Genomic DNA, 25,746 nt, shown 5'->3' on the forward strand with positions numbered 1-25,746 from the left:
CGTCCGTTGATAGCCAGAATGTCCCACGTTTCCCGGGAACAACGCCGAGCTGTCCTGGACAAAGGTCTATTCAGAGGAAATGTTTCATGGCTGCCATAACCACTGGTGTCGTTCTTCTCCGCTGGCAACTGTTGAGCGCCGTGCTCATGTTTTTAGCCAGCACGCTCAATATCCGTTTCCGTAAATCAGATTATATTGGTCTGGCGGTGATCAGTAGCGGTCTGGGCGTGGTATCCGCCTGCTGGTTTGCCACCGGCTTACTCGGTATTACCATGATGGATCTCGCTGCGATCTGGCATAACATTGAAGCCGTAATGGTCGAAACGATGAGCCAGACCCCGCCAGAATGGCCGATGGTGCTGACCTGATACGCTATCGCTGCCGCTGAAGCCGCCCACCGGTTATCTCAACGCGGAATCGCGCGCCAGGGGTAGCCTTGCGAACCATCACGTCCCTCACATAGCCGTTGATGAGGGCCGCCAGGTGTGGTTATCCAAAAATGGCAAGTGGAATAGCCCTAACAGAATCGAGCTAAACTTATTGAAGACATTGCCGACTCGTTAAATGACAAAAAAGACCCGTTTGTGCAACGGGTCTTTTTTATTAAGCAGTACCACCTGATAACAGCGACAAGCGCTGCTTATTTTACATTAATAATTTATCCGGAGAACAATCACGGATTATTTTTCCACCTTTCATTACCAGAACCCGGTCAAAATACTTTATCAGATATCGACGATGCGTCACCATGATCAACGTTTTCCCATGAATAAACTCATCTAAGTTATCAAAAATTTGCTTCTCGGTATTCTCATCCAGATTTGATGTTGGTTCATCCCATAAAAAGACGCTGGCGTTACTGCTCAGACTACGTGCTAATAATAACTGCTGCTGCTGTCCGGATGACAGGTTTTTAGCCATAAAATTCACCGGAAACTTCAGCCCCATAGGATGTTGCAAGATAAAACCACAGTTCGCCAGATGAAGCGCCTTGAGTACCCGGCCCCTGTCGTTTTGCGGTTTTAACGCGAAATTACTTTCAATGGTTCCGGTGAATAAAACATCATGTGTCGTCACCACACTTAAATGCTGAGAAAAAAAGTTCTGCGATAAATGTCCTAAGTTATATCCATCATATAAGATGGCACCGTCTGTTGGCGAAAGGTAGCCAGATAGCATTCCCAGTAATGAGCTTTTTCCTGCTCCGCATTCGCCTACCACCGCGACACGTTGCCCCGCAGGTATGTCTATAGACAGTCGGTTAATAATCATCGGAGATTGAGCATCATACTGATAACTCACGCCCCGGATAGAGATATCGCCATTGCACTTTGATATGGACTGTAATGCCGGTGTTTTTTCTGCCTGATCTTCATCAAAAAAAGAAAGCAGATCCTTACCGGTTTTTTCTGCTGATAAAATAGAGATTAATGTAGAAGAAAAATTCGAAATGATCCCGGAGATACGACCAGAGACAATGACAGATGAAACAATTGCGCCAGTGGTAACATCCCCCTTAATTACCATAAAAAAGGCTATTACCATAATGGTTATTTGGGTGATAGATGACATACTCCCCAATATAGATTGATAGATAAGATTTAATTTCCTTATCTTCAGGTTAAGATACGACTGTTCATTTGATGTATTAACCCAATCAAAAAGTAAACCTTGATTATTTAAGGTATGGATCATTTTAATAGATAAGAAAACTTCTGAGATGAAAATATTCCTGTTCTTCTGTCCTTCTTTTTGTTTGTTCATTAACTCATTAGTATAATGGTGGTTAACGATGGAAATAATAATAGAGACGATAAACATGGTAACAGGTACAATAACGACCAGACCTAAATTTACATATATAACAATGAGAAATATAATAAATATTGGAATATCGGCTATACGTTGAAAGATCGAGTTTAATAAAACGGGTTTAATTTTCTGAAACTCATTCCATAGCACAAATGCTGATGACATGGATCTGCCATTTTTCTTTTTACTATACAGGACCGCTTCAAGAAATGCGATATCAATATCGACGTCATCCTGCCTTGCTGTGATAGACTGATAAATATCTTTCGAAGTACGAAGGATAAACTCAAAAACAATAAATACAGCAACAATTATAGCCACGCCAAATAAAGATGAAACCGAAGCACTTGGAACAAGCTTATCATAGAACAGATTACTAAATACTGGGATAGTTAACGCAAAAATTGCCATAAAAAGAGATGAAAAGAAGTATTTAGTATAAAAAATCTTGTTCATCGATAAAGAGTTTTTTATGATATTTTTTACTCTTATACTATCAACAACTTTATTTAAAGGCAGTATACTAAATGCAGATAACTCTTTTAAATATTCATCTTCAATTTCAACATAACAGAGTTCACCGCGCGCGTTTACCAACTTTATTTTTTGCCCGCCGCTCACACACACCATCCACTTCATTTCTGGTGTTAATAGTAAAATCGGCATAGGCTCATTTAGTAAATCCTCACCATTATTAAATAATATATCCTGTAGAGAAAGCCCTAACGACAAAAAGAAATTCTTCATTTGTATAGAGTCATCAGTGTTATTTCTGTCGTATTTTTTAAATCTTAAATTTATATCATCCTCTTTGATGTCAATTTTTATGTTGAATTTTTTAGACACTATAGATAATGCCGTTTCCGCACTTAAATAATAAGGTTCTAGTTTTTTATCCATAAGTAACCCCCCTCACCCAAAGGTGAGGGGTCTCCGTTATTATGCGTGTTCTTCTTGATTATCTACAGGTAGCGTAACTTCATTAACGGCGAAAACATCAATAGCGCCGTTATTGTTGTGCCCTACAGAACTCGTGGAAGGGGAATCATTAATATCATCCTCGGTCTTTCCTCTTGCATTCATTGCGTTCACAATATCCGCCGAGGAGTGATCGACTGAGAATGTTTTTTCCTTAATCAGGAAATCATCGTCCTTATCAATGAATTTCACGTCCATAGTATATTCACCATCTTCCAAAGATAGCGGAACTTCGAATATTGCTTTCTGGTTAGTTATCGGCAGAGTAAACTCTTCTCCTTCAAACATAACACTGACATTAACAATATTCTCAGGTACTGATATTTCAAAAGAAGGTGTCTGACTAATTGAACGATCTATTTCATCCCCAGAGTCAGCGTTTAACAATGTAATACTATAGGCTGTCTCCTTCACCACGCTTTCTTCCGCCGCCGACGGCACAGTTCGAAGATGCGTAGCGCTTTCGGCATTCACTGTTTCAGACTCCGGTGGAGTAACCGCTATTGCCGTGGCGTCATCGCTCGCATCGTTATGCTGGCTATCCGCTGTTACCGTCACCGTTGAGTCAACCGTCACCTCCAGCGAAGCAGATTGCTGTGAATTCCCCGCGCGATCCACCACCGTCACGCTCAGCGTGTAGGTACCGTCATTCCAGGCGGCTGGCGGCGTGAAGGTCCAGCCATCCGCGCCTTGCGTCGCCTGATAGATGTCTGTCACGCCATTATGCGTCACGTTTACGGTCACCCCGGTCACATCAGCATCAATATGCTGCAGCGTGAACTTAGGTTGGGTGTGATTGTGATTCGTCACGTTATCGCTGTCTGAAGCGCCATTGTCTTCACCTGCTGCCAGCGCAATCTCCGGCACGGTCAGCGTACTGTCGATCGTAACGGTAATGGGTAACGAGTTTTTCTGATTACCCGCGGCATCGCTTGCGATTACCGATATCGTATAGGAACCATCAGCTAACGGTGTACCTGGCGTAAAGAACCAAACGCCATCGGCATTTTTTTCAGCATTATATACGGTCCCATTGATATCGACCTGAACGACCACAACATCGCTTTCCAGATTCCCGATAATAAAGGTAGGCTGATTATCTCGCGTAATATTATCGCCCGCCGTACCACTGTCTGAGTCTGGAGATAATGAAATAACAGGAGTCTCTTTCATGATATCGAGAGGGACATCATCACTCCGGTTACCAATCGCATCCACACTCGTAATGGTAAACTTCCCTTCCGATGGATACGGGATCGCCATACTCCATTTACCATTATCAGGAACGGTTAACGTATAAGTATTCCCATTACTATCGGTTATTATTAGCTGAGATTTGGCTTCCGCCGTTCCCTGCATAATAATTAGATCGTTGACAATATATGAATAAGTTACGACCGGAGCGTTTGGCGGCGTTCGATCAATAAATATTTCATGTACCTCTTCCTTACGGTTGCCTGCGTTATCCTCAATACTCAACGTGATATCGTATTTACCTTCCGGAAGCTGATCGGTCGATAATTCCCACTGCCCATTAGCCGCAACGACAGCGGTTGCCAACGTGACCCCTGCCACGATTAATGATACCGTAGCGCCAATTTCCCCCATACCTCTCATGGTAATAGTGGAGCTATTACTCCACCAGTCCGTTTTCGATGATGATTTATTGTCATCAAGCTCGCTGGTAAATACCTGGATATGCGTATCGACCCAAATGGAATACTTTTCCTGATTGACGTTACCAGCACGGTCCGTAGATTTAACAGTGATATCCAGCTGGCCTTCTGTGAAATAAAGCGGGTTCACCGGCATCTGCCAGTGGCCTTTGTCATTAACCCAAACTTCCCCCACATTTAAGCCATTAATGATGATTTCTATTTTGCTATTGGGCTCGGCACTGCCACTAAACAATAAGTTACGCGTCGTGTCCGTTATGTATATTTTGCCATCACTACCGGTCATCTCTGCTAACGTTTGTCCGCCGATAGAATCAATGGCGACAGGCGTCGTATTTAAGGTATCGATAGTAAAGTTTAGCGTTTTCGAGGTAGCCGTGTTGCCTGCTTTATCGGTGATAACATAATAAATGCTATGGGAACCATCGCCCAACGGTGACTCAGGTCGATAAACTTGATTTCTGTCCGTCACCGTGATCGTATCGACTAACACCCCATCAATGAAAATCTGAACACTCTGGTTCATTTCTCCAAAAATACTAAACGCAGGCCGGGTCTGACTCGTTATACTATCATTACTGAAAATACCGTTATCAGAACCTGCCATCATAACAGGATTATCGATAAACGTACTGGTATCTATCGTGACGAGTAAGCGAGGCGATTCTGCCGTATTACCTGCCGGGTCTTCGGCAACCACTCGGATAGAATATTCACCATCTTTTAACGCATTATCAAACTGATAGGACCAGGTTCCATCTTCCAGCACAAGCACATTTGCCACGATCTTTTCATCCACATAAATATGGATTGTGGCTCCCGCTTCTGCGGTGCCTACTAACACAGGCTTGTTGTGACTAGTAATCAGATCGTCAAGTGAACCAGAGTTGCTTGCATCTTCAAGGTTGAGCGTTGGGAAGTCGGTTGATGAATCGACATCCACGCTATAATCCTTGCTCACTTCAGTGTTGCCAGCAACGTCAGTAATGCTGAAATGAATATTAAACGTACCATCATCTTGCAGCAGTATCGGCGCGCGCCATGTGCCATCAGCCTCAACCATAACAACGTTGACTAATTTACCATCGACAAAGATGCTGACCTGAGAACCAGCCTCCCCGACACCTGAGACTGACAACGCCCGGTTATTAGAGAGGGCCGGTAATGAATCTTCATCAATGTCAAAGACAGCAATTTGAGAATCGATTGTCACGGTTGTAATCGCAGACTCAACCCGGTTACCAGCAGTATCCGTAGCAACAAATTGCACCTGATACTCGCCGTCGGCGCTATTTGCCGGCATGGTATAGCTAATATTACCTGACGAGCTCGCCTCTACTGTGCCTTGTAACACACCATTAATATAAACCTGTACCGTCGCGCCGGGATCGGTCATGGCAACCAGTACCGGAGACTTATTATTGGTAATCAGATCATATTTATCACCGCTATTAGTATCCCGACTTAATGAAATATCGCTGATTTCAATCTGCGTATCATGTTCTATCAGAATATCTTTTTGTTGGCTGTTGCCCGCTTTATCTTCCGATACCACGACAAAGGCATTACTACCTTCACGCAGATCTAATTCTGCGCTCCATCGACCATCATTGCCTACCACCAGGGTAGCAATAACCCCCCCCTGCGGATTCCTGATGGTTAAAGTACTTCCGGCTTCGGCAGTACCATCGATGGTGACATGAGATTTATTGGTGATCCAGTCGCCAACTTTGCCACTGTCATCAGCTTCGCGTAATACCACGGTTAACGGCGAAATTACTGTATCCAGTATTACATTCTGCGGACCAAACTCTCTGATATTGCCGGCAACGTCTTCAACTTTAAACGTTAATTCATAATTACCGTCATTACCCAAAGCGGGTAATACTACGCCCCAGTGTCCTGCGCCTGTCGTATAAGCAATCGCTTTTTCAACGCCATTCACAAAGATAGTGATTTTGCTGTTTGGCTCACTGGTGCCGCCAATCTCCGGCGTCACCGTATTGATATATCCGCCCTCATGCATTCCAGATATATTCCATACCAGTTCAGCAACCTCGGTATCGATAGTGACATCAACGGCGGTGGAACGCAGTTCGCTATTATCGCGAGGGTTGACGATACCCACCTGGACGACATAATGGCCATCTTTCATTTCCGATAACTGGAAAGTATATCGACCCGCTGTATCCGCTGTCGCCTCGCCGACCTTCACGCCATCCACATAAATACTCACAATCGCATTAGGTAACGTGTTCCCAACCAGGGTCGGCGTTTTATTATTCGTGGTAAAGTCTCCTAAGGCACCACTATCGCTCTCCTCGCTGAGCTTTATGGTTGGAGGCGTGACATCAATAACAGGTATTACGACAGGAAAGTCGACCTGCGACGATTCATTACCCGCTTTATCTTTGGCAACAATGCTCACAACATAGGAGCCTGGCGCTAATACTGATGGCGGCGTCCAACTCCATTCGCCATTCGCATTGGCGTTTGCCGAGCCGACCACTTTCCCATCCCACTGAATCATAATCGTCGAGAACGCTTCGGCGAGCCCTTTGAACTCAGGACGCAGGCTGGTTGCTTCATACTGATCATCAATAGATGGATCCGAAAGGCGAATGGTAGGATCGATCGTAACCGTATCGATAGTGAATCTTTCCTGCGTTTGCGCAGTATTTCCCGCGACATCTGTTGCGACGACGTTGATGGTATACATGCCATCCGGCAGGATATTCGGCGTCACACTCCAGTTGCCATCGGCGCCAACCGTAATCGTGTGTTTTAGAACCTCCCGACCTGACTTATCGTCAACAATGGTAATCACCAGTTTCGCATTGGGCTCTGCAGTACCTTCGAATTTGGGATTTTGCTTATTCGTAAGGTTATCGCTATTGGAGCTGCCGGTATCAGACGCTGGCTCCATTCTGACACTGACGCTTGTCGTGGTATCAATGGTAAAGGGCAGCTTAGTTTCAGAAGTATTTCCGGCAATATCTCTGAAGACAACAACGGCTTCATATACGCCATCGTTTAACGCAACGGGAACCTGAAATTCCCAGAGGTTATTGCCATTTGCCGTAACCGGATAAGAAACGCCGTTAATTCTGATTACCACAGTATCAATATCGGCGGGTACATTGCCAATAACGAAACGTGGTTTAGTGACACTCGTAATATTATCAACAGCGCTTTCGCCAGTATCATCCGCATCCAGCAAATCAATACGGGGATCAGAAACAACAGTGTCTATTGTGAATGATACCTCTTTGCTAATTTTATTACCTGCGATATCTTCAGCCACTATTTCTATTTTGTAAGTTCCATCCACTAACGGTGTATCAGGGGTAAATAGCCATTTATTACCTGCCCCCTGAGTCAGTGTGCTGGATTTCCCGTTTAAAATTACCGTCACGCTCTGCAGCGGTTCTCTGGCTGAAATTTCAAAACGTGGAGAGGTAATATTCGTAATACCATCCGTAGAATCCTTTCCGGCGTCGTCCAGCATCACGACGCTCAGGCCGTCAATCTGCGTATCCACGGTGAAGCCCAACGTGGAATTTGCCGTATTCCCTGCCCGATCAGTCGCCTGGACATGGAGAGTATAATGACCATCAGACAATGCGCTACCTGCAGTAAATTGCCACTGCCCGGCCGCATTTTTACTGACAGGCGTCCAGTTTACGCCATCGAAAGAAACCAGCACCGATGTCACATCATCAGGCGTTGCAATTTCAAAAGAGGGACGGGTAGCATTGGTGACATTATCGTGATCGTTGACGCCGCTATCTGTTGTTAACGTAACACTGTCAATCTGAACCTGCGTGTCGATTTCAATCTTCAGTTCAGCCGATGTTTTGGTATTACCAGCAATATCCGTTACGGTAACAGAGATCGTATGCTGACCGTCAGACAGCGGTTGATCCGGCGTAAAGGTTAAATTCCCCCCTGTGTTTTCAATGGTGTAATCCCGACCATCAAGATGAACCACAATGTGTGATACATCATTATCGACATTACCGATAATAAACACCGGTTTGTTAATCCTGGTAAGATTATCATTAGTATCATCACCAGTATCATGGGTGGGATCGAGTACAATTGTCGGCTCTTGCAGAGTCGTATCAATCGTAAACTGCAGCGTTTCTTGCGCAACGTTGCCGGCGATATCAGTCACATCAACCAAGAGAGTGTGTTGCCCATCAGGTAATGCCGAACCGACATTAAATATCCAGCGGCCATCCCCTCCTTTTGTGAGTTCAATCCAATTAGCGGCGTTATCGATTTTAACGCGCACATGGGTAATATCATCAGCGGTAACAATACTAAACTGCGGCTTGTCGACTTTGGTAATGTTATCTACATCGCTATCACCGCTATCTGTAACCAACGTGACGCTTTCAATTTCAGCCGTCGTATCTATCACAACAGGTAATGGTTTCGATGTCGCGGTATTTCCGGCCTTATCTTCAACCGTAACGGTAATATTATAAGAACCATCCGGAATGGCATTGCCTGGTGTAAATTGCCAACCAGCCCCAACCTTAGTCGCGTTATAATCATGACCATCAATCGTCACCACGACTTTGATAACATCGGGGTCAACATTACCAATCGTAAAGGTGGGTCGTGAAATATTAGTAATATTATCGGCGGTATTCGCTCCGGTATCTTGTCCTGCGTCTAAAGCAATAGTAGGAACCTGTATATTAGTATCGATATTAAATACTAAATCTTTATTCGCAATATTACCTGCCTGATCCGTGGCCTCTACGCGAAGGGTATATGTGCCGTCAACCAGAGTATTCGGGCTGTCAAAAATCCACTGTCCGTCGGCATTTTTGCGTATCACATTCCAGTTAGCGCCACCATCCAGGGTTACGCGTACCTGGACGACATCACCGGGAACGTCAATTCTGAATGACGGTTTGGCAACATTCGTTAATTGATCATTCTGCACGCCAGTATCATTAAGCAATACGATATTGTTAATGGTTGTCGTGGTATCAATACGCACCTCTAACGGCGCAGATTCTTTTACATTCCCCGCCAGATCTTCCACCACAACGGCTAACTGATATGAGCCATCAGCCCAGCTCGCAGAAGGCGTAAAGCGCCATTGACCATTGGTGAATACCGCCGCTTCCTCGTGCGTTTTACCGTTGTAAGTTACTTTGACCATCACGCGCGTAACGTCAGAATCAACCTGGCGTATGTCGAACACAGGCCGATCGTGATTGGTGAGGCGATCGCCAACAGTACCGCTATCTTCGCCGGCCGCCAGCTCAATCACCGGCGTAGTCAACGTACCGTCTATCGTCACCTTTAAAGGCGCGGATGTTTGCTGGTTGCCTGCCACATCTGTTACCGTCACGGTGAATGTGTAGCTACCGTCCGCCAAAGCAGAATCCGGTCGATAGCGCCAGCCGTCGGCTGATTCGGTGAGTACTACCGTTTTAAACGTGCCGTTATGCTCAATACTCAATTCCACGTGTCGAACATCTTTATCGATACTCCCCAACACAAATACTGGTTGAGTGACGCTGGTCAGATTATCGTTTTTATTCTGTCCGGTATCCTGATCGGGCGCCAGCTCAATGGTTGGCGTCAACAACGTGATGTCGATAGTAAAATTGAGCGTCTCCGTCATCTTATTACCCGCACCGTCAGTCACTTCCACGGTCAGGGTATGCTGTCCCTCTGGCATATCCGTCGGCCAGGTGTAATCCCAAATGCCAGCCGTCGAACTCTTGATTGCAGTAACCCAGGTCGTGCCGCCGTCAATACTCAGAAGAACCTTTTCCACATCATCCGGTACCGAGATCTGGAACTGCGGACGCACATGTTTTGTCACATTATCGCCAGGGACGCCGCTATCGTTGACTAATTCAATACGATCAATGGCTATTTGCGTATCCACTGTCACCGTCAGCGGCGTAGACGGACGCGTATTTCCCGCCCGATCCTCCACTGTCACCGTCAGCGTATAATCACCGTCGCCCCACGGCGCTGGCGGTGTAAAGCTCCATCCTCCAGCCCCCTGTGTCGCGGTAAACGAGGTTGTCGTTCCATTATGCGTGACGCTGACTGTAACGTTGATAACATCCGAATCGATATTCTGCAGAATAAAGGTCGGTCGGGTGCGATTGGTCATATCATCGCCAGGCGTACCGGTATCATCCGTGCTATCCAGCGCAATGGTCGGCGTCGACAACCGGGTGTCGATGAAAAATTCAAGCGTTTGCGTCGCCGTATTGCCCGCTCTGTCGGTGACCATGACGGTTAGGGTGTGTTTTCCATCGCCCATATCCGTTGGCCAGGTATAGCCCCAGACGCCTTCGATACCCTGCGCCGCGCTCACCCAGTTTGCGCCCCCATCAATGCTCAGTTGCACAGAATTCACATCCGCCGGCACCGTGATCTCAAACTGCGGACGGGTACTGTTAGTTAGATTGTCATCAGGCACGCCATGATCATTGACCAATGTAATATCAGTAATGCTGGTTTGCGTATCTACCGTCACTATCAGCGGCGTGGACTGGCGGACATTCCCCGCGTTATCCTGGACTTCTACCGTTAGCGTATAGCTACCGTCCGCCCAGTCAGCATCTGGCGTAAAGCGCCACTGTCCTCCAACCTGGGTTAGTGTCACTTCCTGGCTATTGCCGCCCTGTGTGATCCGCAAAATGACCGAGTGCGCATCGGCGTCAATATTGCCAATGGTAAAGCCCGGTCTTTTGACGCTCGTAATATGATCGCCAATGGCACCTGTATCGTCCCTGCTATCCATAGCGATGGTAGGCGTTGACAGCCGGGTATCAATGGTAAAATCGAGCGTCTGCGTCGTCTGGTTTCCCGCCTTATCGGTCGCTTCTACCGTCAGGGTATGTAGCCCGTCGGTCACATCTTTCGGCCAGGTGTAATCCCAGGTCCCTGCCGTGCCCTGTGTTGCACGAACCCACGTATTACCGCCGTCGATACTCAGACGTACCTCGTTGACATCCCCTGGCACCGTGACGCGGAAGTGTGGACGAACGTCATTGGTCAGGTTGTCGCCGGGAATACCGTTATCATTAACCAGTTCAATAACATCAATGGTGATTTGGGTATCAACCGTGACCGTCAGCGGCGCTGAGTATTTTACGTTCCCCGCATCATCCTCCACCCTCACCGTCAGCGTATAGTCGCCATCTGCCCATGTGCCGGTCGGTGTCACGCTCCAGATGCCGGTCGCGCCTTTGGTGGCCGTCAGCACTTCTTTCGTGCCGCCATGCTGCACCTCAACCGTGACATACCGCGCGTCTGCGTCAATATTGCCCAGTATAAACGTCGGCTTATTCGCGTTGGTCAGGTTATCGCCTTTTGTTCCGCTATCGTCCGTGCTGTCCAGCACGATAGTCGGTTCTGACAGCATGGTATCGATGATGAAGTCCAGTTTCTGCGTCGTCTGGTTTCCCGCCTTGTCGGTCGCCTCCACTGTCAGGGTATGTTTCCCCTCTCCCACATCAGCCAGCCAGGTATAATCCCAGACGCCCGGCGTCGCGCTCTGAGTAGCGTTGAACCACGTCTTGCCGCCGTCAATGCTCAGGCGTACCTCGTTGACATCCGTCGGTACCTTCACCTGGAAGTGCGGACGCACGTTATTAGTCAGATTATCGTCGGGAATACCGCTGTCATTGACCAGTTCAATATTATTAATGGCGATTTGCGTGTCCACCGTCACCGTCAGCGATGCAGAATGGCTGGTGTTCCCCGCTTTATCTTCGACTGACACACTCAGGGTATAATCGCCCGCTCCCCATGATGTCGGCGGCGTAAAGGTCCATCCGCCTGTGCCTTTCGTGGCGTCAAATGTGGTGGTGACGCCGCCATGCTCTACGCTGACCGTAACGCGAACGGCATCATCATCAATATGTTGCAGGTTAAATGTCGGCTGGGTGCGATTGGTCATGTTATCGCCCTGGATGCCGGTGTCGTCCGCGCTATCCAGTACGATGACCGGCGTCGACAGCGTGGTATCAATAGTGAAGTGGAGTGTCTCCGTCACCGTATTACCCGCATTGTCAGTCGCTTTCACATTCAGCGTATAGTCGCCATCCGGCACGGTGCCCGGCCAGGTATAATTCCAGACGCCCGGCGTCACGCTCTGTGTCGCCTTAACCCAGGTCACGCCACCGTCAATGCTCAGACTGACTTCGTTGACATCCCCTGGCACCGTGATGCGGAAATGTGGATTGGCGTCGTTAGTTAGATTGTCGCCCTTAGTACCGCTGTCATTAACCAGTTCAATATCATCAATGGTGATTTGGGTATCGACCGTGACCGTCAGCGACGCTGAGTGTTTTACGTTCCCCGCATCATCTTCCACCCTCACTGTCAGCGTATAGTCGCCATCTGCCCATGTGCCGGTCGGTGTCACGCTCCAGTTGCCGGTCGCGTCTTTGGTGGCCGTCAGCACTTCTTTCGTGCCGCCATGCTGCACCTCAACCGTGACATACCGCGCGTCTGCGTCAATATTACCCAGTAAAAACGTCGGCTTATTTACGTTGGTCAGGTTATCGCCTTTTGTTCCGCTGTCGTCCGTGTTGTCCAGCACGATAGTCGGCTCTGACAGTAGGGTATCGATGATGAAGTCCAGTTGCTGCGTCGTCTGGTTTCCCGCCTTGTCGGTCGCCTCCACTGTCAGGGTATGTTTCCCCTCTCCCACATCAGCCAGCCAGGTATAATCCCAGACGCCCGGCGTCGAGCTCTGTGTGGCGTTAAACCACGTTTTGCCACCGTCAATGCTCAGGCGCACCACGTTGACATCCGTCGGTACCGTCACCTGGAACTGCGGACGCACGTTATTAGTCAGATTATCGTCGGGAATACCGCTGTCATTGACCAGTTCAATATGGTCAATGGCGATTTGCGTATCGATGGTGACCGTCAACGGCGCTGAGTGGCGAATATTACCCGCCTCATCTTTCACCGTTACCGTCAGCGTATAGTCGCCATCAGTCCACGCGCTGCCGGGTACAAAACGCCACTGCCCGTTAGTCTGCGTCAGCTCCACCTCCTCGCTGTGACCATCGCGCATCACCTGCACGACGACCTGAGTCACGTCAGAATCAATACCGCCGATAATAAAACCCGGCGTTTTAACGTTAGTCTTATTATCGTTGGCGGTGCCGCTATCATCTGCGCTATCCAGCGTGATGGTCGGTGTCGACAATGTGGTATCAATGATAAAATTGAGCGTTTCCGTCGCCGTGTTGCCTGCAACATCGGTTGCTTTCACTGTCAGGGTATACGTATTTTCGACCAGATCTGTCGGCCATATATACTCCCAAACGCCGTCAGACGTCAGCGTTGCGTTAACCCAGTTGATGCCGCCATCAAGACTCAGTTGCACAGAGTTCACGTCCGTCGGTACCGTAATATGAAACTGTGGACGTGCTTCATTGGTCAGGTTATCCCCGACAATACCCGTGTCATTAAGAAGCTCAATGCGATCAATAGACGTTTGCGTATCGATAGTCACCGTCAGCGGCGCAGAATAATTTGTATTACCCGCCTTATCTTCTACCTTTACCGTCAACGTATAGTCGCCATCGGTCCAGGCTGCGCCCGGCGTAAAGCGCCACACACCGCCGTTCTTAATCAACTCTATCTGTTGGTTCTTACCATCATGCGCCACCGTCACCACCACTTTGGTCACGTCGGCGTCAATATTACCGAGGGTAAAGCCTGGCATCTTAACGTTGGTGATGTTATCGCCAGCGGCGCTATCATCCGCGCTGTCCAGGGTAATCGTCGGTTCTGACAGCAGGGTATCGATGATGAAGTCCAGTTTCTGCGTCGTCTGGTTTCCCGCCTTGTCGGTCGCTTCCACCATCAGGGTGTGAGGGCCGTTAGCCACATTCGTCAGCCAGGTATAATCCCAGACGCCCGACGTCGCGCTCTGCGTGGCGTCAAACCACGTTTTGCCGCCATCAATACTCAGTCTTACACCGTTAACATCCGCCGGTACTGTCACCTGAAAGTGCGGGCGCGCTTCATTGGTCAGATTATCGCCGGGGATACCGCTGTCGTTAACCAGTTCAATACGGTCAATGGCGATATGCGTGTCCACTGTCACCGTCAACGGCGCGGACTGCTTCACATTTCCGGCCCTATCTTCTACCTTCACCGTCAGGATATAGTCGCCGTCCCCCCAGTCGCTGGTCGGCGCAAAGCGCCACTGTCCGCCGGTCTGAACCAGTGGCACCTCCTGTTTAATGCCATTGTGCATTACCTCCACTATCACCCGGCTGACATCGGTATCAATATTGTTGAGGGTAAAGCCCGGCGTTTTAACATTGGTGATATTATCGCCCGCGATGCCGCTGTCATCTGCGCTGTCCAGCGAGAGGGTCGGCACAGACAGAGTGGTATCGATGGTGAAATCAAGTTCCTGCGTCGTCTGGTTTCCCGCCTTGTCGGTCGCTTCTACCGTCAGGGTATAGCCTCCGTCGGCCACATCATCCGGCCAGATATAATCCCAGGCGCCCGGCGTCGCGCCCTGAGTAGCGTTGAACCACGTCTTGCCGCCGTCAATGCTCAGGCGCACCACGTTGACATCCGTCGGTACCGTCACCTGGAACTGCGGACGCACGTTATTAGTCAGATTATCGTTGGGAATACCGCTGTCATTGACCAGTTCAATGTTATTAATGGCGATTTGCGTGTCCACCGTCACCGTCAGCGATGCAGAATGGCTGGTGTTCCCCGCTTTATCTTCGACTGACACACTCAGGGTATAATCACCATCCGCCCATAATGCCGGCGGCGTAAAGGTCCATCCGCCTGTGCCTTTCGTGGCGTCAAATGTAGTGGTAACGCCGCCATGCTCCACGCTGACCGTAACGCGAACGGCATCATCATCAATTTGCTGCAGGGCAAATGTCGGCTGGGTGCGATTCGTCAGATTATCGCCCTGGATGCCGGTGTCGTCCGCGTTATTCAGTACGATGACCGGCACTGACAGCGTGGAATCCACCGCGAAATCGATGGTCTTCGTCACTGTATTGCCTGCTTTATCAGTCGCTTCCACCGTTAGCGTGTATTGACCATCTGCCAGGTCTGTCGGCCAGATATACTCCCAGCTTCCTGCTACGCCCGGAGTTGCCTGAACCCACGAATGACCACCGTCAATGCTCAGACGGACTTCATTGACATCCGTAGGTACCGTCACACGAAAGTGGGGACGGTCGTCGTTGGTCATATTATCGCCTTTCACGCCGCTATCGTTGACCAGTTCCACCCCATCAATGGCGATTTGGGTATCGATAACGACCGTCAGCGGCGTTGAGTAGTTGGTATTTCCTGCCTTATCTTCTACTTTCACCGTTAACGTGTAGCTGCCATCCGCCCACGTATTCCCTGGTGTAAATAACCAACTACCATTGAGGTGGGAAAGTTCGATCTCTTCGCTCACGCCATTGTGCATCACCTGTACGACGACCCGATGCGCATCGGCATCAACACCGGAAATAGCAAAACCTGGCTTATTGATATTGGTCAGGTTATCGCCTGTAACCCCCGTATCATCCTTAGAAAGCAGGGAAATCACCGGCGTTGATACTGTGGTATCGATAGTAAAATCGAATACCGCGCTGTTCGCTTTATTACCCGCAATGTCCTCAACCTTGACATAAACCTGATGCAAGCCTTCCGTTAAATCTGAAGTAAAGGTATAGGCCCATGAACCATCAGGTTGTTGCGTGGCAACACCGATCTGCGTATCAGACATGGCATCCCATACCTGAACACTGATAATGTCCGGATCAATATCTTTTAGGTGCAAGGTAGGTTTAACGATATTCGTTAAATTATCATCTGAAATTCCCGAATCTGAATCCGGGCTCAATGAAACTATCGGTATTGAAATAGCAGTATCGACGCTAATTAAGAAAGGATCCGAATGGGCAATGTTGCCAGCGATATCTTCAACTGAAGCGGTTATTCTATGATCGCCATCAACCAAACCTTGATCGGCTTTCAGGGTATACTCCCATCTGCCATCTTTATTTGTTCTGACCTCAGCGATCAGTGCACCATCAATATAGAGTTTAACCGTTGAATAGGGTGCAGCGGTTCCTGTCAGTGCAGGATTCTTTTCATTAATAATATGGTCTGTATTATCAACCCCCGTATCGTTGACCAACTCTATTGTTGGTTTTTGCGTTTGCGTTACGATTTGGAAATTATACGCTGATGAGGAGGCAGTATTACCGGCAATATCTTCTACCTTTACCGTTACGTCATGCGAGCCATCGGATAACGCTGTGGTAAATTGAAAATTCCATACACCATCATCGCCAGCAATAGCCTCGCCACTTAACACACCGTCGACATAGATGGAAACCTTAGCATTAGCTTCAGCCATCCCGGTAAACAACGGCGTATTAATTTTAGTAATCATATCGCCTTTAACGCCAGAATCAGCGCTATCATGCAACATAACAGTAGGGATCGGCGTAAAGCTATCAATGGTAAGCTGATAATCTACAGATGACGTTCTTCCTAAAGGATCGATGGATTCAACCGTAATCTTATAAACATTGTCAGACAGATTTCGGGAAATATCAAAATTCCAGTTACCGTCTGCATCCGCAGTCGTCACGCCTATCGTTTTACCATCAATAAGGATATTTACGGTAGCAAACCTATCCGCTGTTCCCAGTAATGTCAGAGCATTATGTTTATTGGTAATCCAGTCGCCTTTTGCACCGGAATCATCACTGGCATCGAGTTCCGCTTTTGGAGGTACAACTTCAGTTTGAATAGTAAAAGAATATTTAACAGTAGAGGATTTATTGCCGGCGGCATCCTGAGAAATGATTTCAATATCATAGGCGCCCTGAAGAAATTTATTACTAAACTGATAATTCCAGGTCCCGTTTGAATCAACCTCAATGCTGTCATATAATTTACCATCTCGCATCAATAAGATGGTAGACTTTGGCTCTGCCGTACCGACTAAAGCCGGTAAATCATTCCCTGATAAAATTATACCATTCGGCAAAACAACATAATCCTCCAAAGAAACCGTCGGAGGTACAGGGGCAATAGTATCAATAACGTAACTAAAGGAAAAATCCTTTTTGTTGCCAGCGACATCTTCAACAGTGAACGTAAGATTGTTAATCCCTTCCACTGAGTCGGAAGTGAAATTGAACGTCCATTCGCCCTTGTCATTCGCTTTAAAAATAACCTCTTCGCCAGTCTCACTATTTATGACACTGATAATAGCATTTGGCTCAGTTTTACCTGTAAAGGTTGGGCGAGTATTGTTAGTAACGTTATCTCCGACAATACCGCTATCATTCGTCGTTTCAATCTCAGCGCTGAAATAGCTGATACGTGTATCAATAGTAAAAGGCAGATTTGCCGTCGCTGAGGTATGCCCGGCAATATCAGTAGCTGTTGCTGTTATATTGTATTCGCCATCCTTGAGCGGCGTAGTAAGCGTATAGCTCCATGTCCCATCTTTAGCAACAATGACCTCACCAAGATGCTTAAGTCCAAGATAAATAGAGACTGTAGAACCGGGTTCCGCCACACCAATAAATGTTGGCAGGGTGCTATTTGTAATGTTGTCATTTTTAATGCCGGAATCACTACTATCATCCAGCTCAATCGTCGGCTTTTCCGGAGGAATGGTGTCGGTTATGATACTATCCGTCGTTTCGTTTTTATTACCTGCTTTATCTACAGCAACGACTTTTATACTATTTTCGCCCTCAGATAATTCATTATCCTTAAATTCATAACTCCAGTTTCCATCTTTATCGACATCAACGCTGGCAACCAGTTTATTATCTACATAAATGTCAACCTTAGCATTCTCTTCCGCCGTACCAACAATTGAAGGCGTCAAGGTCGGCGTTAAGCCCTTATGACCGGACACACTACTTTCAGGCGAAAGTTCAAATGTTGGCTTATCGGTAACGGAATCGATAGTAATGACAAGTTTGGCGCTACCGCTCCCATCAGCAGTCTTGGCCTCTGCCTCCAGATTGTATGTTCCATCAGTCAATGTTTCAGGCGCAGTGAAGGTGAAGTTACCCAAACTATCCGCTACAGCCTGGCCGACAGCAATACCATTAATTTTAATAATGACCGTGGCATTGGGAGCAGTGCTACCTACAAACTGAGGTTTAGTAAAATTAGTTATACTATCATCTTTGCTACCGCTGTTACTTTCGGCCGCAAGCGCTAATGTGACTTTAAGCGGCTCTTTAACAGACTCGGCATCGAGCTTATTTTCCTCATTTTTACTGCTATTACTTTTGCCAGTGCTGGTATTTTTATTAATAGGTTGAGGAAGAACTTTTTCAGCATCGTTCTGTTTAGAAGCCTGCGTTGCTTTAGCCTGTGTATTTTGCTGGGAAGCATCGCTTTGCTGAGCCAGATTGTCTTTTGCTACATTGTCAGCCAAAAATTCCTGGAGCATTTCTTCCATTTGCTTTGACGAGTTCTGTACTTCAAACGCTTCATTGAGCGCTTTTTCTGCAGCCTCCTTAGCTTTCTCTGCTTCTTCCTTCGCCTTATCAGCTTCTTTCTTTGCGTTTTCAGCATCGTCAAGCTGCTTTTTTAATTCCTCTTCTTCCTTCTTATTTCGTCGTTTGCCATTACCTTTCTTTTCTACCTGAGCAGAATCAACCAATGAGCTGTCAATTCTCTCCAGTTGAATATCTTTTAAATCTACGCTGCCCAGAATTTTAGCGCCGGTAATAGTCTTATCTTTAAATTTAACAGCGAGGTTATTGCCTTTGATACTTGAATAAAGAGCGCCATTGACAATGATCACTGAACCACGCGGCGTGGTAATGTTCATGTCTGGCCCGGAAAGAGAAACTTTTGCGCCTTTGGCATTACCCAAAGAAGATAAATCAATTACAGAATTTTGATCGGCAAAAAACTTTTGTATGCTTTTATTTCCCATAATATTATATTCACTCTCAAGGTGTATCTAATCGTTTAGTATTAACTGGTTCTGAAAAGGCTTTGTCCACGCCTTTCATCAAGGGAGATAACAGGTATTCCATAATGCTGTGTTTTCCGGTAATTACACTAGCGTCAACAGTCATACCTGGTTTTAACCACCGTAAATCATCTTCATTAACATCGAATGCAATAATTACTTTATAATAACGCTGAATTGTTCCTCCGGTATTTTCCTCATAGGAATCAGGGCTAATATTATCGATAGTCGCATTATACGATTTTATCTTTGGTTGGATAATTGACTGCACATCCAGTTTAACGGCTTCATCTACATATATTTGGTCACGGTATTTGGGTAATATTTTCACATCGGCCAGCATAGTCCTTACTTTTGGTTTTATTTCAAAAAGTAAGTCTGCCGCCTGAATCACACCACCATGAGTAGTGGCACTTTTATTGATTTTATAAATTACACCGTCAACCGGTGAATAGATATCCTCCTCATTTATCTGCTTCTCTATTACTTTTAATGTAGAGTTAACAACCTCAAGTTCCTGAAGATTTTTAGATATTATTTTAGATAAAGATAAGCGCAATTCATTATTAAGCGCCTCAATATCATTAACAACCAGCTCAATATCATCTTTTTTTAAAGTGATGCTACTTTCAATATCATTAATTTCAGACTTAACTTTTATATACGCCTGTTTCTTGTTAAGAAAATTGGTATATGGGCTAATTCCTTTTTTTACCAGTGGAGAAAGAATATTTATTTCTTCGGCAAGCAATGCAAGTTCTTTTTCTTTCGAACTCAGCTTCTCTTGTAATCCGCTAATCTCAGAATCAAGAGAGGTTTTTTTTAACTCTTTAGCTCTTATCTGACTATGCACTAATTCAATATTCGCTTTTACCTCTTTATTGCTTAAAGAACGGGTACCATCCAGGGTAATCAACCCACTCTCATTTTCTTTATCAAGAATGAAAGATATTTCGTTAACATCTTTATCCAGATACCCTTTTTGAGTTCTATACCTTTGATATTCTTTTTGCAGATCAAGGTTAACGACCTTTGCAAGGAGTTCTCCTTTTTTTACAGTATCACCCTCGGCCACATAAATATCTTGTATCGTCCCTCCTTTAGAAAGAGATATTAACTGAGCATTATCTTTAGTAGTGATAACGCCCTGACCATGAACCACTGAATTAATTTCTATAAAGTAGGTAAGGATAATAATTAAGATCGTCAAAGAAATAATTATCATCATGAGATGATCGCTTTGTCTTCTATTCATTTCATTACATTTAACTCACTTTCAGTATTTCCTTTTAAATAATCCATTAAATGAAAAATCAATGAGAGTTGCTGTAACTTTAAAATATACAGGCTATATTTGCTGTCGATCATGCTTACATATGCCTGAAATGCTTCATTACGGCTTGAAATTAAATCAAGCAAACTTTTTTGCCCTAACTGAAACTCCTGCTCATATAATTTAGTAAGCTGTAACGCGTTTGTATGTGAACGTTCCGCCACTGAGTAAGTCTCTTTTGCAGCGGCGTATCTTGAAAGTTGTGAATCAATGTTATAACGCGTTTTAATCAAAAAATCGTCAATTTGCAGCTTAGCCTGCGAGTAACTTGCCACCATTTTTCTTTCCTGGGCTGAATTTCTGAACCCATTAAAAATGTTGAAACTGACATTGATACCCGTTTTAAATTCATCTTCATAATCACTTTTTTTGGCACTACCGCTCGGGTTATTCTGTACATAGCTGGACACGAGATCTACAGTCGGAAAATAGGATGATTTTGCGGCATTAATATCTTCGGTCGCGGCTTTTCGGGTATTGACAAGCATCTTATAGTCATCGTTGTATTTCATCACCATGTCCATAAGTTTTTCAGGGCTTTCGACAAAGATATATTTTTTGAAGAGGTTGAATTTTTCATCGCTTTGAATCTGATCTGGTGACAAATTCAGACCAGTCATATTCTGCATTTTATACATTTCATCATCCAACATCGACTGATACATAATGCTTCTGGTATTTAATGCATCGATAGATACTTGTACTTTACGCATATCAGATTGCATCGCTACACCGGAAGATACCAACAGCGAAAAAGTTTCCAGCATCTTTTTATAAAACTCTTTCTCCAGATTTACGCCATCAATCATTTCACGATATTTACTGATGTTGTAATAGGTTGTCACAACCTCCTGAGACACTATATTCTTTGTTTTCTCATAGTCAGTTTTACTATTATCTCTTTCGTATTCAGATTTCCTGATATTAGCCCCCCTCACTCCAAAATCCGTTATTCGGTATGATAAAGACACCTTATTTTCAACGTTTCTCTCGGTACCTGATGACTCTTTTCTGTTATTATTAAGGCCAGATGTTAGATCCAGGGTAGGATAAAGTGCTGCCCGTGAAAGATCTAAGTCACTGTTTTTCTTTTCAGTCTCATAATATGAAACAGCAACAGAGGGCTGATGAGTTAATGCGGCATTAACTAAATCTCTTAGAGGAATGACCGGAAGCTCGCTGGCGTATGTGCTTTGTGTAATAAAAGCAGTCGTCAGAAAAAACATCTTAATCTTCATTTTTTTCCTCCTTGTTTAACAAACGTTGCTTTACTATTTCCTGATGCATAGAAGTTATTTTTTCCATTAATGGCATATAGGTATCACGGTAGCTAACCATTTCAGCACTAATCTCTTTAGTATTGGCAATAATCTTTTTATCAGTAGCCGATAGATCGGATAGCGCTAAATGAACATTATTCATATCCTCATCCATTTCTTTTCTCAGCCCATCGAGAGTATGAGAAATATCGGCACTGCCAGCGGCAATATCGTTTATGGTCTTACCATGTGAAAGAGATTCCTGATAGCATTTATCAACTGATGCCATTATTGAATCATTCTTTTTATCTATAATATTTTGTATTGTACTCATTGCCTCCAGTCGTGCATTATTATCAGCAAGCAGGATATTACCTTCAGATAAACGAGAGGTAATTGTTATTACACCGTCAGATAATTTTTTGAGATTTTCGTTACTGCTTACCAGATAACCATCAATCAGCGTAGAAAGTTGTTCCAGTTTTGCTGAGTTATCCAATAGTCGGTTTTGCAAAGTGACAAAGCTATCTGATAGCATCTCTCGTTTCTTTTCTTCATCCTGCGTCCGTAAATTTTCAACTGACAGATAGTTATCAAAAAACGCTTTAAACAACTCTTTAAATTCTACAAGCGTCTCTGATTCAACCCGCAGGCTTCGTTGTTTATTATTGGATCTGTTACTTATGATTTTTAATTTTTTGATCTCTGTAGAAACAAGGGAATAGGAGCTGCGAACAAAAACACTTTGTGAGGTCAGGAGTATGGCGCAAACAACACCATAGATAGAAGATACAAATGCGGTATTCATCCCTTTCAATGGTTCAGAAAGCGACGCTACCATTGTCACGATCATATTGAGTGTATTACTTGCATTATCACCGCCAACATCTGATGGCGAGCTCAATAAGTTCCCGATTGAACCAATCGTAATAGACAGACCCGCAAACGTCCCCAACAGGCCAACAAGCGTCGACACATTGCTACAGCTCATAATAAATGACAATCGTTGATTACGGGCGGTAGACACATTGTCATCTAATTCCATCAGCAAATTGAAATCACACTGTTTGGGTTCCCCGGCAAACAAAACCTGATTAAGGTTAGAAAGAATGATATTTTTTCTACTGGCGTCCTGAGCTATTAATATGTCTTTTGCTGAAATATTTTTAAGAATAGTGAATAATGCACACAAAGAACCTGTAATATAAATGGCAATAATGTCTCCATTGTAAATTGCAGAAACCATGAAGTTATCAAAAACATACTCTCTTATACCGGGAAAAGATAAAGCGAAAAAAGGGAGTATGGCAAGGAAAAAACAGACAAACAAATAGCGGTAATGATTTATATATTTCACTCTGACACCTTTTTATTAATAGTCGTGATAATAGCTTTACTCGTTGTACTTGATGCTGCGGAGTTAACACTCATGTCAATAACTACATCAGGATATATCTTCTTAATCTCTTTCATTAAAATAATTCCCCGTTCATATCCCAGTCGTAAAGAGTCAGAGAAAGAGATGTCTGCCTGAGGAATAACCATTTCTATCAATAAATTACTATTGGTTTTGTCTTCTAACCACGCCTCTATTTTATGAGTGTCCTCTTCTGAAAAGCTTCTCAGCCTGCCATGATACGTAATAACAAGCTCATTTTTTGTAGACGTTATATCAGTTTTCTGACCATCGGCGATATCGTATACTCCAACCTCCTTACCTGACATTGTAGTCATTCCGTCCGACATATCTTGGGTATTCACTTCCTTATTAATTATTTCATTAGCATTTGAATTGTCATTGGCTCCGCTATTTTGAGCAGTAGATTTAGTCTTACTCTCTATATTTGCTTTATAAACTTTAATTGAGTTGTCATACATAATAATCATATTATTAAGTGCAAACACCAACATAAGAAATATAAAAATGCACAATACCGTAGAGAATGTATCAACAAAACTAGGCCACGGATTACTTTCGTCTTCCATGTTGTCTCCTGATATTACATTGTGAATAAAATGTTTTTGTGGATTAGAAAGGATAATGGATGCTCAACTTATTCAGAAAGTGAACGCTACCGCCCTTGGCTTCCTGCTACCAATACGCTTTATAGAGTTCAGTTTTCTTACATCTCGTAATCAGAAAAATAAAAACAACGACGCCATTTTTATGCGCCCACAACAAAGATGAGTGCTTTAATTAAAACACTCTTCATTTTTTAATTAGGTAGACATCAATTATTGCACTAACTATATCTTCCCCAATAATAGGTATCGCATAAGCTCTCAACTCATAAATAAAAAATAGTCATCAGCAAATTAAAACCACCCGCCGATAAATAGATTTGTTAGCTAATCATTGAAACTCTAAATCATTTTAAGGACATATTTCTTTTTAATACGCGTTATAACCATACGTATTTAATAAATTTGCCTCCAGAGGATAAAATTAATTTTCACAATTAAAACATAGGGTCATAGGGACTTCAATATAACTTAAATTATTAAAAATATAATAAGTGGGGAGTAAAAAATCAGAATTGCGTAAAAACACACACAAATAAAACCATTTTTTATATAAAGCCAGCTATAAGTAACAACTTTATCTTCAGCAATTAAAAATAAAGCAAGATGCACATATCATATTTGAGATCATCACAAGCTAAAGCAAACATTTAATTAACTATTGATAATACCGACCATTCTCTAACGTTATTTTATAATATCTTTTTGTTGTCAAAAAATGGCTATAAATTATATATTTTGCAGATGAGTTTTCTCTTTCATATTTAAGACAATCCGGGTTATTGCAGTACATTTATGAACTTCGGCTGGATAATGATGTGCCGAGGCGAGTCGGCCAGAGGCGATAAGCGACATTTTTCCGTAAGATATGCGCTTCTCTTTTTTGAAAGGGATACAAAGACAATAATACCAGGTAAGAAAATGCCTGGTTTACACCAGGCATTTCAGCAGACGAGAACTATAGCGAAAATGCAAATAACGCTTTGAGTTTTTTACCAAAAATCAGAACGGAATGTCGTCGTCAAAATCCATTGGCGGTTCGTTAGACGGCGCTGGCGCGGATTGCTGTGGACGCGACTGCGCGCCGCCGCTGAACTGGTTGCCGCCCTGCGGCTGCTGAGGTTGTTGCGGCTGACCCCAACCCCCCTGCTGCTGGCCGCCTGCCGGTGCGCCGCCGCCCTGGCGACCACCCAGCATCTGCATTACGCCGCCGATCTGCGGAACGTTAATTTCAGTCGTATAGCGTTCCTGGCCACTCTGATCGGTCCACTTGCGGGTACGCAATTGACCTTCGATATACACCTGAGAACCTTTACGCAGATATTCGCCGGCCACTTCCGCCAGTTTGCCGAACATCACCACCCGGTGCCATTCAGTCTGCTCTTTCATTTCGCCGGTCTGCTTATCGCGCCAGGATTCAGAAGTAGCCAGCGTTAAGTTGGCGACAGCGCCGCCACTCGGCATATAGCGTACTTCCGGGTCCTGGCCCAGATTACCAACGAGAATCACCTTGTTTACGCCTCTGCTGGCCATAATTGAGTCTCCTGAATACGTTTCATAAATAGTGTAAACGCGTGAGTGTACCATTTCCACGTAGCATTTTAATAGCTGCGATGCAGGTTCCAGGTCACTCGCGCGAACCTCATATTGTTGCAT

8 protein-coding genes are annotated in these 25,746 nt (G+C 44.9%); 1 reads left to right on the top strand and 7 read right to left on the bottom strand.

Annotated elements, in window-relative coordinates:
* Nucleotides 1-86 precede the first annotated feature (86 nt).
* On the top strand, nt 87-368 hold the full coding sequence (locus ABVN44_RS08440) for a YjcB family protein (RefSeq protein ID WP_000719058.1): 282 nt from the start codon (nt 87-89) through the stop codon (nt 366-368).
* A 277-nt stretch (nt 369-645) separates the two neighbouring features.
* Here the strand turns inward: ABVN44_RS08440 and siiF are convergent, their stop codons facing one another.
* The 7 genes from siiF to ssb1 all read right to left on the bottom strand — a co-directional run bounded on the left by siiF (nt 646) and on the right by ssb1 (nt 25,623).
* On the bottom strand, nt 646-2,712 hold the full coding sequence (gene siiF, locus ABVN44_RS08445; protein WP_000358571.1) for an SPI-4 type I secretion system protein SiiF: 2,067 nt from the start codon (nt 2,710-2,712) through the stop codon (nt 646-648).
* 39 nt (nt 2,713-2,751) lie between these two features.
* Entirely contained in the window at nt 2,752-19,437 is a 16,686-nt protein-coding gene (siiE, locus tag ABVN44_RS08450) for a non-fimbrial adhesin SiiE (RefSeq protein WP_052908362.1), read from the bottom strand.
* 16 nt (nt 19,438-19,453) lie between these two features.
* Nucleotides 19,454-20,731, bottom strand: coding sequence for an SPI-4 type I secretion system protein SiiD (gene siiD, locus ABVN44_RS08455; RefSeq protein ID WP_001081935.1), 1,278 nt, complete (start codon nt 20,729-20,731; stop codon nt 19,454-19,456).
* Nucleotides 20,728-22,047, bottom strand: coding sequence for an SPI-4 type I secretion system protein SiiC (gene siiC / locus ABVN44_RS08460; RefSeq protein ID WP_001747443.1), 1,320 nt, complete (start codon nt 22,045-22,047; stop codon nt 20,728-20,730). The genes siiD and siiC overlap by 4 nt, the downstream gene beginning before the upstream one ends.
* A complete protein-coding gene (locus ABVN44_RS08465; RefSeq protein WP_052908361.1) occupies nt 22,037-23,425 on the bottom strand; it encodes a MotA/TolQ/ExbB proton channel family protein in 1,389 nt (462 codons plus the stop codon). The genes siiC and ABVN44_RS08465 overlap by 11 nt, the downstream gene beginning before the upstream one ends.
* Entirely contained in the window at nt 23,422-24,054 is a 633-nt protein-coding gene (siiA, locus tag ABVN44_RS08470) for an SPI-4 type I secretion system auxiliary protein SiiA (RefSeq protein WP_000389243.1), read from the bottom strand. Before siiA ends, ABVN44_RS08465 begins: the two co-directional genes overlap by 4 nt.
* A 1,038-nt stretch (nt 24,055-25,092) precedes the next feature.
* Nucleotides 25,093-25,623, bottom strand: coding sequence for a single-stranded DNA-binding protein SSB1 (gene ssb1 / locus ABVN44_RS08475; RefSeq protein WP_000168322.1), 531 nt, complete (start codon nt 25,621-25,623; stop codon nt 25,093-25,095).
* Between the last annotated feature and the right edge of the window lie 123 nt (nt 25,624-25,746).

Source organism: Salmonella sp. SJTUF15570 (genome assembly GCF_043357055.1).
GTDB classification, from domain to species: domain Bacteria; phylum Pseudomonadota; class Gammaproteobacteria; order Enterobacterales; family Enterobacteriaceae; genus Salmonella; species Salmonella enterica.